Source organism: Psychrobacter piscatorii (genome assembly GCF_001444505.1).
Classification (GTDB): domain Bacteria; phylum Pseudomonadota; class Gammaproteobacteria; order Pseudomonadales; family Moraxellaceae; genus Psychrobacter; species Psychrobacter piscatorii_B.
In genome coordinates this window covers 1-18102 of sequence record NZ_LNDJ01000072.1, presented here as the reverse complement: position 1 = coordinate 18102, position 18102 = coordinate 1, and the positions used below count along the sequence as shown (strand labels likewise).

9 protein-coding genes and 3 pseudogenes are annotated in these 18102 nt (G+C 43.1%); 11 read left to right on the top strand and 1 reads right to left on the bottom strand.

Annotation, left to right across the window (positions count from 1 at the left end; translation table 11 throughout):
- Positions 1–457 precede the first annotated feature (457 nt).
- The 8 genes and pseudogenes from AS194_RS07565 (at position 458) to AS194_RS07525 (ending at position 12164) form a co-directional block, all read left to right on the top strand.
- On the top strand, positions 458–1960 hold the full coding sequence (locus tag AS194_RS07565) for a NarK family nitrate/nitrite MFS transporter (RefSeq protein ID WP_058024902.1): 1503 nt from the start codon (positions 458–460) through the stop codon (positions 1958–1960).
- A gap of 3 nt (positions 1961–1963) precedes the next feature.
- Positions 1964–4042 (top strand): bifunctional protein-serine/threonine kinase/phosphatase, encoded by a 2079-nt coding sequence (locus tag AS194_RS07560; protein WP_058024901.1) that lies wholly within the window; start codon positions 1964–1966, stop codon positions 4040–4042.
- Between the two features lie 76 nt (positions 4043–4118).
- On the top strand, positions 4119–5564 hold the full coding sequence (locus AS194_RS07555; RefSeq protein ID WP_083499635.1) for an NAD(P)/FAD-dependent oxidoreductase: 1446 nt from the start codon (positions 4119–4121) through the stop codon (positions 5562–5564).
- Positions 5561–6250: pseudogene (locus tag AS194_RS07550) on the top strand (molybdopterin-dependent oxidoreductase); the annotation flags it as partial. The gene AS194_RS07555 and the pseudogene AS194_RS07550, both read left to right, overlap by 4 nt.
- A 39-nt stretch (positions 6251–6289) precedes the next feature.
- Entirely contained in the window at positions 6290–6946 is a 657-nt protein-coding gene (locus tag AS194_RS07545) for an IS1595 family transposase (RefSeq protein WP_058024899.1), read from the top strand.
- A 21-nt stretch (positions 6947–6967) separates the two neighbouring features.
- Positions 6968–9481, top strand: a pseudogene (locus AS194_RS07540) (molybdopterin-dependent oxidoreductase); the annotation flags it as partial.
- 137 nt (positions 9482–9618) lie between these two features.
- A complete protein-coding gene (gene cobA, locus AS194_RS07535; protein WP_058024897.1) occupies positions 9619–10551 on the top strand; it encodes a uroporphyrinogen-III C-methyltransferase in 933 nt (310 codons plus the stop codon).
- A gap of 320 nt (positions 10552–10871) precedes the next feature.
- Positions 10872–12164, top strand: a pseudogene (locus tag AS194_RS07525) (IS3 family transposase).
- 276 nt (positions 12165–12440) lie between these two features.
- On the opposite strand, the gene AS194_RS07520 reads toward AS194_RS07525, so the two are convergent.
- The gene (locus AS194_RS07520) at positions 12441–13421 is read right to left on the bottom strand and encodes a GlxA family transcriptional regulator (protein ID WP_058024894.1); all 981 of its coding nucleotides are present in this window, start codon (positions 13419–13421) and stop codon (positions 12441–12443) included.
- Between the two features lie 227 nt (positions 13422–13648).
- Between AS194_RS07520 and AS194_RS07515 the strand changes: the two genes are divergently transcribed.
- The 3 genes from AS194_RS07515 to AS194_RS07505 all read left to right on the top strand — a co-directional run bounded on the left by AS194_RS07515 (position 13649) and on the right by AS194_RS07505 (position 17826).
- Entirely contained in the window at positions 13649–14905 is a 1257-nt protein-coding gene (locus tag AS194_RS07515; RefSeq protein WP_178379308.1) for a M24 family metallopeptidase, read from the top strand.
- A 280-nt stretch (positions 14906–15185) separates the two neighbouring features.
- Positions 15186–16649, top strand: a complete 1464-nt coding sequence (locus tag AS194_RS07510; RefSeq protein ID WP_058024893.1) for a sodium:solute symporter family protein — start codon at positions 15186–15188, stop codon at positions 16647–16649.
- A 223-nt stretch (positions 16650–16872) separates the two neighbouring features.
- Positions 16873–17826, top strand: coding sequence for a DMT family transporter (locus AS194_RS07505; RefSeq protein ID WP_227511605.1), 954 nt, complete (start codon positions 16873–16875; stop codon positions 17824–17826).
- Positions 17827–18102 lie beyond the last annotated feature (276 nt).

Genomic DNA, 18102 nt, shown 5'->3' with positions numbered 1-18102 from the left:
TTAATGACATTCAATTATCGAACCCTTATATAGTTAAAAAATATGTAGCCTTACCAGTTTATAAGGTCATGCCAGTACTTTTGGCGATACTATTTTCTATGGTAAGTAATTGCTTAACATAATCTTTTTAGCAACTATTATTTATATTCTATGCACCAAAATAGTTGCAAAAATGCACCAAATTGGTTTTGATTGTTACTTTAAAGGTGCATCGCTTACTTTACTTAATCGAGAGGTAACTCAGTTTTATCTAAGCAATACTATTTAATTGGGATGCCTTTAGAGCTATCTGGTACAAAGCATAGCCCTATTAAAAAAGATGATGTTTTATATCTATGTCAATTTTATATTTGCAGCTGGCACATCCATTGCACTCTCTTAATGGTCGCAACTGATAAGTTTCTGACTCATAACGTGTTTTTATAACTTTAATGTTAGCCATTTGAGGAAATCGTCTATGCCTTCATCGAAACCTGATGTGCCAAATAAAAACAAGCTGAATATCTTTTCTTTTAGCGGTAAAAACAAAATTCTCCATCTTGGGTGGATGGCGTTTTTTTTCACCTTTTTCGTGTGGTTTAACCATGCGCCATTCTTATCTGCGATTGGGGAGAGTTTGAACCTCACCAAAGACCAGGTAAAAACTTTATTGATATTAAATGTTGCCTTGACTATCCCAGCTCGGGTCATCATTGGCATGTTGACCGATCGCTTTGGTCCTCGGCTTGTTTACACTGCAATTTTAGCCATTGGTGCAATTCCCTGTTTCACCTTCGCTTTTGCACAAGACTACAATACGCTAGCCCTATCACGCTTTTTATTGGGTTTTGTTGGTGCAGGGTTTGTGGTTGGCATCCGTCTCATGAGTGACTGGTTCCCTGCCAATGAGCTGGGTACAGCTGAAGGTATCTATGGGGGCTGGGGAAATTTCGGCTCTGCCGCCGCGGCACTGCTACTACCGACAGTCGCTATTGCGGCCGCTGCCGTCTTTGGCGGTGAGGAAGGTTGGCGTTATGCAACGGCTACCTCAGGGGTGGTTATGATGCTCTATAGCGTGATTTTTTATAAGATGGTACGTGATACCCCTAAGGGTGCTACGTATTTCAAACCTAAAAAATCGGGTGCCATGATGGTGACTTCATCAGGTGACTTCTGGCTCATGATGGTATTTAAACTGCCAATGTATTTGGCATTGGCCTTATTAGCGTGGAAATTATCACCAGCTGGTGTGAGTTTGCTGAATCAGGCAAGTGTCAACATTGTCTATATTGCGTTGGTGGTGTTATATGTTTATGAATTTATCAGTAGTTATCGTTTTAATAAGGAAGTATTTACCACACCTGTGCCAAAAGCTCACCGATATGACTTTAAGCAAGTCGGTATTTTGAATATTTTATACTTTGCGACTTTTGGCTCAGAGTTGGCCGTGGTGTCTATGTTGCCGCTTTTTTATCAAGAGACTTTTAACTTATCGATTGTCATGGCAGGTGTCTTGGCATCAAGCTACGCCTTTATGAATCTGATGTCGCGTCCTGGCGGCGGCTGGTTGAGTGATAAATTCGGTCGCAAAATCACACTTTTGATTCTCACCGCAGGTTTGGCTGTTGGTTATCTGTTGATGGGTATCGTTGACTCTTCATGGCCGATCGCGCTTGCGCTATTGATTACTATGTTCTGCTCTTTCTTTGTACAGGCGGGTGAGGGAGCAGTGTTTGCTGTGATTCCTTTGATTAAACGTAGTATGACAGGTCAGTTCGCAGGAATGACGGGTGCTTACGGTAACGTCGGGTCAGTGGTCTATCTAACTGTACTAAGTCTGGTATCGTATCAGGTATTCTTCTTTGTGATTGCTGCAACGGCTGTGGTTGGCTTCTTTGCGCTATTTTTATTAAAAGAGCCTGAAGGCGTCATCATTGAAGAGATGCCAGATGGCAGCTTTGCTCAAATACAAGTGAGCTAAACTATGCATGAGAGCGTCAAACAAGCGCCTAAACAAACAAATCAAGTAAGCAGCCATGATGCGGACGTTGCATTGTGGCTGCCTGATTTTTGTACGATGGCAGGACGCAAAGCTGATAATCAAGATAGCCTACTTATAACGACCTGCCTACCTTATGGGTTTCCATCGTTATCATCGTCAGCGTTTCATGGGGCTTATCCCTCTTTTACAGCGCCTTTATTGGTGCTAATGGCTGATGGGGTCAGTGCTTGCCAGTTTCCCAAACAAGCCAGTCAGTCAGTGATAAACACGGTGACACACCATATCACCTCAAAACTTGCAGAGATGGTACAGACAGATAGGGTGCAAGCAAATGAGATATCAAACGAATCTCAAGAGCAATCGCCAAATCCACTACACCGCTTTGATGACGATCAAGTTGCCATCGTGATTAAGGAGGCGGTGCACCAAGCCAATGATGCGCTTTATTTCCCGCAAGCGTATGAGCGCCTGCCAGCTTTATTATCGACTTTATCAGGATTGCTATGCATAGGCGACCGTATTCATCTGTTTCATACGGGCGATTCTCGTATCTATCGTATCGGTATCGACAGTATGGTGCTATTGACCAAAGACCATCATATCCACCACGGACGGGATAAAGGAGCACTGTCTGCTGCTATCGGTGCTGACACACGAGTGGAGCTGCAACAATCTGTGTTCACTTTGCACCAAAACGAGTGTTTGGCGCTCATGACCGATGGGGTTTATGAGTCAATTACGCCAGCAGAGTTACAGTTTGAGCTGTGTGCTGCGGTACAGGCCATGCACCAATCAGTGGCATGTCCCAATCAAATCATCGACCATCTTCAGATGAGCCAGCGTTTATGTGAGCACGCCTTTAGCGAGGGTAGCCACGATAATCTCAGTGTAATCATGCTCGGTATGAACGATGAAATCATAAAGAGTAAAACGCACCGAGAAACAGATAACGGCATTGCGCTTGATCAGGGTGTGGATAGCGACAGTAGTCACGCTCAGGATATCAATCACTATCGCTTACCAACGGGCTTGGCAGTAGGGGCGCAGATTGATAATTTTGTGGTCAAAAAAATCATCGCGCGTACGGCTCGCAGTGAGGTGTATTTAGTAGAGGATAACGACCAGCATGCATTTGTTTTGAAATCGCCAAGTCTCAATGTCATTGCTGATGGGCATTATCTACGTGAGTTTTTAAAGGAACGTAAAATCGGTTTGAGCCTGTCCAAGCACAAACGTATTGGTGAGCCCGCTTACAATCAAGTGAACCCCAATAGCGTATCCTCCCATGATCCGCTTTTAACCAGTGATGTCTCTAAAAAACTGAATGCTACTTTCAATGCGTCTAATGCGTCGGGGCTTTTGCGCTACTACCCAGTGCCTGCCAGTAGCACTTATTTATATCATTTAACGGAATATATCGAAGGGGAGAGCCTACGAGTTTTTATGGATCGTCAAGCCCCTTGTGATATTTGGCAAACTTACGATTTACTCACTAAGATCGGCATGGCAGTCCGTGTGATGCATCGAAACTACCTACTGCATCAAGATATCAAGCCTGAAAATATATTATTAACTCAATCAGGTGCGGTCAAGTTAATCGACTTTGGCTCTGCTAGCTCCTCCATACTAAAAGACAGTACGCGTCCTCCTAATGGCGATTTGCACTACGCTGCACCAGAATATTACACCGATGCCCCGAAAGGCGTGCATTCTGATTTGTTTTCCATTGCCGTGATTGGTTATGAGTTACTTACAGGTGAGCTACCATTTAGCTCGCAAGAGTTGATGAACCCATCCGCCTCACTGATCGTACCTGCCGAGCGCCTGCGTCAAAACCGAGTGCCCGCTACCAGCCAGCAAGCGTTGATGCGTGCACTACACTCTAGTACGCAGGCAAGGTATCAAGCGATTGGCGAGTTCTTACAAGACTTTAATCCCGATAATAGTAACAATACCAGAGACCCTGAACCGCTGATCATACGTCATCCCTTATTGGTTTGGCACAGCATTTGCTTTATTCAATTTGTCATTATCATATCGTTGCTGATTTATTTTTCATAGAACCTTGTTAAACGTAAATAGTACGACAAGCCATTTTACTCAACGCTGCGTGTTGCGGCTAAGGAATGATTTTCCTATGTCACTTGATTCACCAGAACCAACCCATACTGCTTTCTCTACCAATGCTTCTTCTTCTAGACGTCAGACTACTGCGGGCATCGTTATTATAGGCGCTGGGATGGCAGGCAGTCGTTTTGCCATTGAGCTGGCACGTGCCCAGCAGCAAAGCAGCCAAGAAAAAGGCGCAGCTCATTTACCCATCACGCTGATTAGCAAAGAACCGCAAGTGGGCTACAACCGTATCATGCTGTCACCAGTACTTTCGGGAGAGTCAGTTTTTGAAGAGACATATTTATACGAGCTAGCAGAATATGAGCAATTGGGTATCACGGTATTGGCTGGCACGTCGGTAGATGCAATCGAAACCAATAAGCGGCGTGTCAAATTGAGTGATGGACAAACCCTGGATTATACCGAGCTGGTTTTGGCTACTGGCTCACAAGCTCGCGTCATCCCTTTTGCCAATCATGATGCTAAGGGGGTTCATGTATTTCGAGAGATTGCTGATGTGCAGGTATTGACGGAGTACGCGCGCCAAGCAAAAAAGGGTCTTGTCATTGGTGGCGGGGTGCTGGGTCTGGAAGCCGCTTGTGCTTTGGCGTCTCAAGGGGCAGATATGACAGTGGTTCATGTTGATAGTCATGTTCTCAACCGACAGCTTGATATGCCCGCCGCTCATCTGCTACAAGCAGAGCTCTTAAGTCGAAGTGTCAAGCTGGAGGTGTTAGCCAACACAGAATGTATTACGGTCAATGATCAACACGAGGTTAATGGTCTGTTGTTAAAGGATGGCCGCACACTGCCAGCAGACTTTATTGTCATGGCCGTTGGTGTCATCCCCAATACGACACTGGCCCAGCAAAGCGGTCTTGAGGTTAACCGAGGTATCCTTGTAGATAACTTTATGCATACGAGCTGTTCTCATGTCTATGCGATCGGTGAATGTGTCGAGCTGGACGGGGAGCTATTCGGGATGGTGGCTCCTGTCAATCAACAGGTCGATACTTTGGTGTCTGTCTTAAAAGCGCCACGTATCTCAAGTCGTAAGACAGCCAATAGTGACTCGCGACCACACGAATCTGAAAATAACTGGTGTCCCTTTATCAGTAAGCCTTTATCTTTAAAATTAAAAGTATCTGGCATCGCGGCTTTTTCAGCAGGTCAGATTGCTTTTGATGATAGTGAAATGATGCAGATAGAGCGCGTGGTCTATCAGCAAACGAGCTTCAATCATTATCTTTGTCTCTATATTAAAGAAAGCAAACTTATTGGCACGGTACTGTACGGTGATGTGAGTGAAAGCGGGTTTTATAGTCAGCTGATCACTGATGGCAGTGACATATCCTCGATAAAAGAAGACCTTATCTTTGGCGAAGCCTATTGCGATGTAGAGAAAATAGAAGCAGCTGAGCCCGAATCTGCCGTGCCAAGTGACGCACACCTAATAGGAGAGGCATCATGAGCAGCACCATCTTAAATGACGATCAAGCCCTCAGTGTCGTACCGTCCTCTCGCATTACAACTTACACTGAGGATTTGATCAGTCCTATTCGTACCACTTGTCCTTACTGCGGCGTAGGCTGCGGCGTACTAGCAAACATCGATGAGGCAGGTGTCGTCAGCGTGACAGGCGATCCTGATCATCCAGCAAACTTCGGTAAACTCTGCTCAAAAGGCAGTGCATTGGCACAAACATTGGGCACTGAGCGCAGGTTGACTCAGCCTTATTATCAAGACAAACAGCGATCAATTGCAAAAGGACAACCAACAGATAAGCAGCCTGTCGAGTGGGAGGTAGTATTGGATGATATTGCCAGTCGTTTGAATAACACTATCGCGACACACGGGCGTGACAGCGTAATGTTTTATGTGTCAGGGCAGCTGCTTACAGAGGATTACTACGTTGCCAATAAGTTTATTAAAGGCTTCATTGGTAATAATAATATCGATTCCAATTCGCGTCTTTGTATGTCCTCAGCAGTTGCAGGGCATAAGCGTGCTTTTGGTGCAGACTTAGTACCTAGTAATTATGAAGATTTAGAGTCTTGTGATTTATTGGTATTGGTGGGCTCCAATATGGCGTGGTGTCATCCTATCTTATTCGGACGGTTTTTAGCCGCCAAAAAGCGTGATCCTAATAAAAAACTAAGGGGCTGTAGTAGATAAGCACTATGCTAGACTACTTTTATGAAGATAAGCCGTTGTAAACTAAGTAAAAAAGTACAGCGAAGGCTGTTAGAGTTTTTCATAGCTGAAGTGACTGCTAGAACAGCCGCAGATTTGCTTGATATTCAGCCTAATACTGCTGCACTTTTTTATCATAAAATAAGACTTGTGATAGATTACCATCTCTCATTAGAAGCTGATGAGCTTTTTGATGGTGAGGTCGAATTAGATGAAAGTTACTTTGGCGGTGTACGCAAAGGCAAAAGAGGTCGCGGGGCTGCTGGTAAAACCGCTGTATTTGGGATTCTAAAACGAAACGGTAAGGTGTATACCATTGTCGTAGCAGACACCAAGAAGACCACGCTAATGCCTGTTATCAAGCGTAAAATCAAGCCTGACAGCTTTGTTTATACGGATAGCTATCGAAGTTACAATGCATTAGATGTGAGCGAGTTTAAACATTTCAGAGTCAATCACTCTAAAGAGTTCACTTGCGGTAAAAACAATCACATCAATGGCATTGAGAACTTCTGGAATCAGTCTAAACGAACACTCAGAAAGTATAATGGAATCGATAAGAAGAACTTCCATTTATTTTTAAAAGAGTGCGAGTTTAGATTTAACTATGGCTCACCATCTAATCAGCTGAAAATCCTGAGAAAATGGTGTGATATTTAATCCTTATCTACTACAGCCCCAAAACTAATCGTGATTGATCCGCGTCGTACTGATTCTTGTGAATTTGCCGATTTACATGTGCCCATCACTGTCGGCACGGATACCCACTTATATAACGGACTGCTGCATTATCTTGAGCAAGAAGGCTGTGGTGATAAGGACTATCTTAAGCAGTGTCAGGGTGTCACGCCCGCCTTAGAGGCCGCAAAAACATGGACGATTGATAAAGTGGCGACGGCATGCGGTATCAGTGAGGAACTTGTACGGGAGTTTTATGAGCTGGTCGCTGCAAACGATAAAACAATCACAGCATTTAGTATGGGCGTCAACCAGTCTGCGAGTGGTACCGACAAGGTTAATGCTATTATCAATACTCACTTGTATACTGGGCGAGTGGGTCGAGTAGGTGCAAGTCCGTTTTCACTCACCGGTCAGCCAAATGCGATGGGAGGGCGCGAAGTTGGCGCATTATCCAACCTACTTGCAGCGCATTTAGATTTAGATAATGAGCAGCATCGTCAATTGGTGGCTGAATTTTGGCAAGCACCGCAGCCAATTGCTGCAGAGGTTGGGGTAAAAGCTTGCGATGCCGCTGATGCCATACTAGATGGTCGTATAAAAGCCATTTGGATTATGGCGACCAACCCTGTCGTTAGCTTGCCTGAAGCCGATAAGTTTCGCCAAGCATTGGCTACCTGTGATTTGGTGATAGTATCTGACTGCTCCGTAGACAGCGATACGGTTAAGTGTGCAGATATTGTTTTGCCTGCTCAGGGTTGGGGGGAGAAATCAGGTACAGTGACCAATTCGGAGCGCCGCATCTCTCGCCAACGGACTTTAATGCCCGCGCTTGGGCAAGCGAAGCCTGACTGGTGGATACTGTCGCAAGTCGCTAAACGTATGGGACTAGCAGGTTTTGATTACCACCATCCTAGTGAGATATTTAATGAACATATCGCCCTAACTGCTTATGGAAATGATGCCAGCCAAGCTCTGTCAGATAGTAATCAACCGCGCTATCTTAATTTGGCAAAAGATCTTTCGCTAAGGTCGATAGCATCGATAGAGGTAAAGCCAGACCATCTTGAGCAGCAAGATAAAGACGTATTTTCTTTCAACCATGACACATACGATGTCATGACGCCATTTCAGTGGGGCGGCGCACGTATCGTACCAATAAAAACACGTTTCATTGCCATTACGCCTCCCAGTCACGCCAGCTTACCCAATAGCCATCCGCAACGATTGAGCTCGAAAAGCGCTGATAGTAGAAAAAATAACAGCAGTCATATATTACATAAGGATAGCTCAGGGGCAGTAAATCTACGGCTTATTACAGGTAGGCTTCGCGATCAATGGCACACGATGACGCGCACAGGACTTGCACCGCAGCTCAACCAACACGAATCTGTACCAACGCTCACCGTGCATCCAAATGATGCCAAGCAGCTCGGTGTTGACCAAGGCGATTATGTACAGCTACGTCCTTGCTATGATAAAAGCTACGAGAAAAACTATGAGCCAAACTTATCAATACAGAGCCAGCCGCAGCGCATGGTTGCCAGCAATACAACTACAGACAGTCAGGTGCTCGCACAAGTTGCCATCAGCGACAGTATGAGCGCTGGCGATGCCTTTATGCCGATGCATTGGAGCAACGCCTTTGCTCGTTTTGCGCGCGTAGGCACGCTTATTCCAACGGTCGTTGATCCGCATTCAGGACAACCTGAATTGAAAAATTCCGCAATCAGCGTGATGCCTGTGCCGATGAAAACTTATGGCAAGATTTTGGTGCATCCTGATCTACAAGACACCATGATAGTGCATCTGCGTGAGACTTTATTGGATTTTGAGAAAGAGTCTGAGGATCAAGGAGTGCTGATATCTTCTTCTGATACAAATGCAGCTTCTGAAAGATCAAACTCATTACCCGCATTGACATGGAGTTTAAGTCGTCAAACCAATAGCGTCTTGATTACTTTAGCCAGTCCTATAGACAAAGTCGTCAGTAAACTGCTTGACCCTGAGTACTGGCAAAATTTTATCAATGCCTATCAAGCATCTCTCACCGATAAATCGATCAATAGTGCCTTTACTTGCAGCAAGCAAGCAAAGCAGCTTCGCTTCGTCTCGACGCAGGTAGAAGCAAATAATAAAGCGATAGATCGGGCATCGATTAGTGCGTCAAAGTCTGACATACCACGCTGTAAGCTACTACTAAGCGTTTGTTTTGCACCGCAGGTGGCGCAGCTGCCCAGTATTCATTGGCTTAACAACTGCTTTGCTAGTACTGATGCGATACCAGAGAATCAACGCTATAAGTGGTTGCTGGCAGGTCGTCCAGCGACAGGGTATGTTGATCCAGGTGCATTAGTATGTTCATGTATGGCTGTTGGAGAGAATATTATTATCGAAACAATTACCAAGCAGCAGTGTACGAGTGCCCACGCGGTTGGAAAGGCATGCCGAGCAGGGACTAACTGCGGTTCATGTGTGAGTCAAATTAATGCCTTGATCGATAGGTATGCGTCTTAAGTAGTGCTTGTTGCAAAGTTTGATCGTTAATATGGCATAGGGCTTGCACCGTATTTTATATGCTCTTCTTTTCTTAGGTATGCCATTGTTAGGTGCAGAGTTGCGCGTTATTAACAGTGTTATTAGGAGTTATTACCATGACTGATTCATCTACCTTCATTACCGCATTAACTTCACAGAATTTACCCAATATAAATTGTCATATTAGAGTGAGCGATGAGCCATCAGGTATAGAAAAAAATGTGAAAACGGGCACGGTACATTTGGTTGGTGCAGGTTCTGGCGATCCTGAGCTACTCACGTTAAAAGCATTACGAGTAATGCAAAAAGCAGATGTCGTGCTCTATGATAGTTTAGTTTCAGAGGATATTTTAGATATGTGTGCGCTGACGGCAGAGAAGATATTTGTCGGTAAGCGCCGTGCCAATCACGCACTACCACAAGAAGGTATCAATGAGCTACTGGTCAAACACGCGCTAGCAGGCAAAACGGTCGTTAGGCTCAAAGGTGGCGACCCCTTTATATTTGGACGCGGCGGAGAGGAGCTGCAAGAAGTGGTGCGTCATGGTATTCATTTTGAATCTATTCCTGGTATCACTGCTGCTAGTGCGGCCGCAAGTAGAGCAGGTATTCCCTTGACACACCGTGATCATGCGCAAGCCGTAAAATTTGTGACCGCTTGCAAAAAGTTGGGCGCACCTAATAATGACTACGATGAACTCTTAGACAGTACGCAGACGGTTGTCTTTTATATGGGGTTGAATCGACTAGATGAGATGACCCAAGGGCTAATTGCCGCAGGGCGCGACAGTAATACACCTTTTGTTGTGATTAGTCATGCCAGTTTGCCAACGCAGCAGCTTCTTATCGGTACGCTTGGTAATATCGCGGAGCAGCAAGCTGAGGCAAAATTACCAACACCTGCGCTATTGATTATGGGTGATGTGGTTAATTTATATCATGAGTTTGCAAACTACAACCTTGGTGCGTTAGGCAAAAGTACCTTTATTGACGTTCAAAACGTTGTTAGCAGTCATGATTTAGTCAGTAATTTGGAGGTTGTCACGTAGGATAGAAGCATACTAGTGCCAAGCGATAATAGTGCTTAGCACTTTTATAGTATGTCATCGCAAACACTTAAACAGGGTAATGACTACTACAAAATACTAAAACGCATGTAAAAAGTAGACGATGTAATAAAAAGAGTATGATGCAAGGTACGATGACTTTGGATACATTAAGAGTTAGTTCAGCAGACTGGTATAAGTGGTTCCATTATACCAGTCTGTTTTAAGTAGTCTATTAATAGGTTCAAAGGGTTAAATTGAGCTATGCTGAATAAACCGTACAACTAAACTTGGTAAACTAAGCGTATTAACCGGAGTTTACCATGACCAAGAAAGTAAGAACCTACAGTGACGAATTTAAAGCCGAAGCTGTTAAAAAGATAGCAGACAACAACGGCAATATTTCAGCGACCGCAAAGCAGCTTGGCATCGCCATGCAAACGATCTCAAATTGGCATAACAAAGCCAATCAAGGCAAGCTTATCGGCACAGAGCAATATGATCCTGATCTTATAAGTGCTCTTCAAGAAATAAAGCAGCTCAAACGCCAGCTTAAAGTTGCCGAAGAGGAACGAGAGATATTAAATGAGGAGGGATAAAGCGAAGCACTGCTTCGCCCCGAGGCAAGATGAGAGCTATGCTCGAATGAGGCGACGGCGTACTTCGCCAATGAGGAACGTTAAGAAACAGTCTGGGAGACTGTTTTAGTGACGCAAGGCGAAAGGCTATGTCCGCAGTGACAGCTAGTCAAGTACGTCTTTATCAAGGATAACCAGAAAATATTTAGCATCACCTGCATGTGTCACGTATTAGATGTTAAGCCATCAAGCTATTACAACTGGATCAATCGTGGTGTCAGTAATCAGCAGATTCATCGCAATCAGTGTGAGTTGCTAGTTCGCGTGGCTCATGATGAGACTAAGCAGCGCTATGGCTATGAGCGATTGCATGCTTACCTTACAGGGCAAGGATATGCCATAAGTAAATATATGGTTAGACGCATTAAAGAAGAGTGCGGCATTAAATGCCGTCGTCACAAGCGCTTTAAAGTCACCACCAACTCAAACCATAACAAGCTTATCTATCCAAACCGTCTAGAACAGAAATTTAATGCCAATCGCCCTAATGAGGCTTGGGTCAGTGACATCACTTATATTTGGACAGATGAGGGTTGGCTATACTTAGCAGGTGTTAAAGACTTATACACCAAAGAGCTTGTCGGTTACGCTATTAACAAGCGTATGACCGCAGATTTAGTATGCCGTGCACTCAACATAGCGATTAAGAATAAACGACCTACTAAAGGGCTAATCGTTCATTCTGACAGAGGCAGTCAGTACTGTAGCCATGCCTACCACAAGATCATTAAACAGCATCAGTTTACAGGATCTATGAGTGGCAAAGGCAATTGTTTCGACAACGCTCCGATAGAAAGTTTCTGGGGCGTATTAAAGAATGAGTTGGTGTATCACGAAGACTATAAAACAAGGTTCGAAGCCATCAGCGATATCATTGGCTATATTGAGCTGTACTACAACCAAACGAGGATTCAAAAGGGTTTGGGCTATAAAACGCCAAGACAGGTGTGGTTTGATTATTATCGTCAGGCTGCGTAACTAAAATCTCCCAAGTTTAACTGTACGGATTTGACGGCAGGGGTCAAAGCTAAGTTTAAGTTTCAATATATGAAAAATAGTAAAGCCATAGGAGCAATGACTTTTATGGCTTTTTTAATTTGGAGGTTTTATCCTAGATTCTATGTAACTGCCGTTTAGATTAAAGGCTTACTAATACAGTCGTCAAACAGAATCATAAAGTGATTTTCTGATGTCTTTAGGGTAGTCAAAGAATACCGTTAAGCCATCCTAGTTACTGCGTCAATAAAAAATAGGTTATATCAGCTGATTCTCTTGCCTGTAATGGCTTGGTGTCATGCCATAGTTTTTTTTGAAGGCGCTAGAGAATGCACTGTTATCGATAAAGCCGCTTGCTAGTACGATTTGGCTAATAGGCAGCGTAGTATGTTTAAGAATATATTTGGCGTGTTCAAGGCGCAATCGCACGTAATACTGTTGCGGTGAACAACTAAAATTTTTGTTAAATATGCGCTGTAATTGTCTACTTGATAATCCAAGATGATGGGCAATATCCTTAACGCTTAAAGGCTCTTCAAGATTGGTTTTCATCAATGCAATAGCATCTATTACATTGGTATAGCTACTGCTCAGTATTTTTGGCTTGGGCATATGCTGTACGTAAGTAGGCTCACGTATAGAGGTGATAATAAACATGTCTTGTATCTTGGAAACGATATGATGACCATGATGCTTATTGATGATATGTAAAGTCATATCCAATGCGCAAGCTCCACCTGAACAAGAATATAGCTGCGGTGCTATTGTAAATATTTGGTCATTAAAAATAACACCTGGATAGCTTTCTTGGGCTACGCTGATGTTCTCCCAATGCAATGAGGCTGCTTGCTGCTCAAGTAAGCCCGCAGCAGCCAATGCTAGCGCTCCTGTACATAAGCCGCCAAGTGCAATATCCCGTACTGCCAATCGCTGAATTAAGGTAATGAGCTTACTAGATTCCAAGTAATCTGTTTGGTGTCCTCCGCATACAAATACCAAGTCGCAGGTTAATAAGTAGTCGAGTGGTGCAGTATGACTTAACTTAATACCGTTACTACTACTGGTTTTATTGTCATCGAACCCTGCCACCACCCACGAGTATAAGAGTTGCTCGCTCACATAATTCGCCATTCGAAGTGGCTCAATGATGTTGCTGAACGCGAGCATGGTAAAGCCATTAATCAGTAGAAACCCAATACGCCTAGGCTTGTCTATCATCTTTTCCGTTATCTGAGTCATTTTTTATCGCCTTCAGAACATACCTAAAATTCTGGCTAATGTTAAGTTGTTTTTCTATATGTCCGATTATAAACATAAAATGTCGCTTATGAAAAAATACCTTATTAATTTTACCTCTATTATCGAACGTGTTCTCAGTTAATTATTACCTACTTTGGAGACGTTCCATGTCAGCACTAAAAGACCTTACTAGCACGTTATCTTCTACAGATTTTTCTCGAAAATCGATGAATTCATTAAACCTAACCTCTTTAGATGGCTCATTAGATAATCTGCATCTCCCAAGTCTAATCGAAATTAAAAACGGCCAGAAAGTGCAACCGACTTTTAGTCATCAAGAATATGCAAATCGTCATGAGAAACTTCGTGAGTATTTAGATAATCATGGCATTGTGGCGGCGCTTTTCACCTCGATACATAACATCAATTACTACTCTGACTTTATATATTGCTCTTTTGGGCGACCTTATGGACTAGTCGTTACTTCAAAAGAAGTCGTGTCAATCTCTGCCAATATCGATGGTGGACAGCCTTGGCGGCGTACTGTGGGCGACAATAATATTGTTTACACTGATTGGCAGCGTGATAACTATTTCAAAGCCATTGCTCAACAAATTCCTCATCACGGTCGCGTCGGTATTGAGTTTGATCATTTGCCGATGGATCGCTTTGCTAAGCTCAAAGCTATTTTACCCAATGTAGAGTTTGTTGATATTAGCCTAGCATGTATGACCATGAGAATGGTTAAGTCCGCTGAAGAGATAGCGCTAATAACAAAGGGCGCTCAGGTCTGTGATATTGGTGGGGCGGCATTGGTACAGGCTGTTTATGATGGCGTGCCCGAATACGAAGTTGCCTTGGCATCTACACAAGCGATGGTGAAGGCTATTGGGGAGCAGTTTGGTCAAGTGGAACTCATGGATACATGGACTTGGTTTCAATCAGGTATCAATACCGATGGTGCCCACAATCCAGTAACCAATCGCCGTGTCCAGTCGGGTGATATATTGAGTCTTAACTGTTTTTCTATGATAGCAGGCTACTATACCGCGCTTGAACGCACATTGTTCTTGGATAAATGTGATGCAGATTCACTACGCTACTGGCAGATAAATTGTGAAGTGCATGAAGCAGGTCTTGAGCTTATAAAACCTGGCGTGCGCTGCTGCGATATCGCACATGAGCTGAATAAAATTTATGCAAAATACGACTTATTAGAAAAACGCAGCTTTGGTTATGGACATTCTTTTGGTGTGCTCAGCCATTATTATGGACGCGAGGCAGGACTTGAGCTACGTGAAGATATTGAAACAGTGCTTGAGCCAGGTATGGTCATCTCTATGGAGCCGATGATTATGATTCCAGAGGGCATGCCGGGTGCTGGCGGTTATCGAGAGCATGACATTTTAGTCATCAATGAGACGGGCGCTGATAATATCACAGGCTTTAAGTACGGCCCTGAGCATAATATTATCGGTCGTTAATGTAGGGGAGTGTCATCAATCAATACTGTCTATATTGAGTGGGCTACCATGAATAAGTTTCTTATTTTAAGCCCGCCAACAGAGATGATGATGCGCCTCGCACAATGCAATTATTTTCATATTTTACTTATTAAGGAAATAACATTATGGACCTGTTTCTTAACAGCTGGACGTTATTTTGGTTTTTGACCATTAATGTACTGACGCTATTACTGGCAGTGAGTTATTTCTTCGTAGAGCGTCATAACAAGTAATGTAGTAAACGATACGAGGAATCGACATGTTTATTAATTGGATGATATTGTTAGCAGCAATTGCACTTCTCATTGTATTGGCTAGTAAAGCGTCAAAAGTCATGTCAGCAGATGAGGAAAGTGGTTTTTTAGTAGCCGGTCGCTCATTAGGGCCTTTTGTTATAGCAGGTACTGTCGTGGCGACTGGGTTTAGTGGTTGGGGCTTTATGGGTTCACCTGGTGCCGCATACCAATATGGGACGATTGAGCTTTTAGGTAATTTCTTTTTTGCACCAGCCATGGTCGTCGCCGTATTATTCTTTGCGGTCTATTTGCGTAATAGAGCCATGAAGATGGGTAGTAGTACCATTCCTGAATTTATTGTCAACTTGCACTGTAATGATCGAAATTCAATATCTGCTCGCACTTTGCGTATTATCACGTCTTTGGGCATGATTATATTTTTGACCGTATTTTTGACGGCTCAGATTAGAGCGCTTGGTATGTTGGGTAGTAGCTGGCTCGGCATTTCACCTCTTCTGGCTTCTGCGCTTTTATTGGTGATTATTACTATTTATACCATGGCAGGCGGATTGCTCGCTGTTGCTTGGACTGATACTTTTATGGTGATTGGGATGGCCGCTGCTGCCATTTATATAGTGGTTCAGGTGTTCACTGACATTCCTTTAGCAGATATGATGACGCAGCTGAATGCGATAGATCCAAACCTTGTCAATCCAGAGAGTTCTAACCCATATGGTAATGCCAAAGCTTCTGTTTTTCTAGTATTTGTCTATGCGCTTATTTTTAGTACTGCATTGCCTTATATGTCAGTACGTTTTTTGGCGATGAAATCTAATATTAGTATTGCCAAAACAGGCTTTTATACGGCCATTCTAGGGTGTGTTTTGAGTTTGGTGCCTATCGTTGGTTTATATGTTCGTATCAAAAACCCAGGTCTGATCAATCCCGATGAAGCAATGCCTTGGTATTTAGCCAATGCTATTCCAAGTGTGGTGGGTAGTGTGATCACTTTGTTTATTCTTTTTGCTATGAAGTCTACGGCAAACTCTATCTTGCATACCTTATCAACTGCTGCCTCACATGATTTGCGTTTGGCTATATTTGACAATAAATCTCGCACTGAGGCTGAACTATTGAAACTGAATAGATTGTGGGTCGCTATTGTGGCTGCTATCGCCTTCATTTCTACTTTCTTCTTACCTGAAGCGATGCTTAGCTATCTAGGCATATTCTCTAGCGGTACTTTAATGGCAGCTCTATCTGGTGTACTTTTGGTGACTATCTTTTATAAAGGCTCAACGATGGCTGCTATTGCCTCTATTATCGTCGGTGCTGTTTGCAGTAGTTATCTCTTAACAACAGGTATTGTCGGCTGGGTAGAGGGACCTCTTATCGGATCAGCTGCATCAGCCATCACTTACGTGGTCGTTAGTGTATTGGTTCCTAATAGAGTCAAAGCCATATCAGAAGAATCTGTCAGCGCTTAGATATAGATACTTATATTTATGAATACTTAACAGAGCCTAAACTAACCGCTGAGTTTATTGACTGATAGTCATAAATTCAGCGGTTTACGTATTCAGTAAGGCTGGCAAGTATGAGTTGTATAGATAAGCTAATGCTGATTAACACTCAGTTATTTTGTACCATTTTTATATTTACTCAATGATATTACGAACATTTTATGTTCAATAATAGAGGTGACTAGTCGTGGAAGTATTGAAAACCAGACCTATAGCGGTTGATGTCAAGCCATGGATTGGCACCATACAAATTGTCATGGCGGCCATATGTTGGGGCACACTTGGTATATTTTCGACTTATCTTAGTCAACTAGGTTTTAGTAGTTGGCAAATTACGATATTGCGTATCATAACGGCAGCTATTATTGCTATAACGATGTTGCCTAAGATCTGGAAACCATTAAGTAGGCTAACACTCGGTCAATGGTTTGGGCTTGGTCTACAATCCCTAATTGGCGTACTGGGTATGACGGTTTGCTACTTATTTGCAGTGCTTCATGTGGGAGCAGGCACAGCAGTCGCATTACTCTATACGGCGCCAGTCTTTAGCTTGATATTCTCGCACCTATTATTAGATGAGCGAATTACTTATAAAGCTGCATTGTTAGCAATTGTAGCAGTGATTGGCGTTGGTATGACTACGATGGGTGGCACTACTGAAGGGAATTTGGGTGTTGCCGTTGGGCTGCTTTCTGGCGTTTGTTACTCTTTATATGGTGTGCTTGGTAAACGCGCCATGCATCATAAACACTCTGCACCACTTGTCTTTTTTACGTCAATTTTGTTCAGTGGCATTGTATTATTGTTCATTCCTACCACGTATACAACTTATTATAAGCTGATACAGCTTCCCGTTATTAGCTGGATATATGTACTGGGCTTATCTTTGGTAGGTACGATTGCACCTTTTGCATTATATATGAAAGCATTAGAAAAACTACCAGCCACACGCGCGTCAGTATTTACTATCTTTGAACCTTTGACCGCAATATTTTTGGCAGTGTTGCTCCTGCATCAAATGTTATCAGGTATTCAATATATAGGCGTTTTTTTGATTTTGCTCGTTGCTTTATTAAATGGGCTAACAAATTCGACCAATGTACAACTGCCGAGATGGTTTAGAAGACAAAAATTATCGTAATTTAGTCTTATAGACATTATTATTTATAGTACAACTCTCTCAAATCAGTTGCTGAGCTCTCAAAAATATTGAGGTGCGCTACAAGTTAATAGACAGTTATTGAAAGCACTCTAAATATTGAGTATACAGCTTAGAGTTCGATTTCTGTATAGCGCACCGATCACGATTTCATACTATTTTCGGACTTGTGAAGCGCATTAGTCAATATAAGGTGAATTAAATAAATGGCTCATTTGGATATATAGTCAGTTTGTAAATACCCCATTCTTAACACAA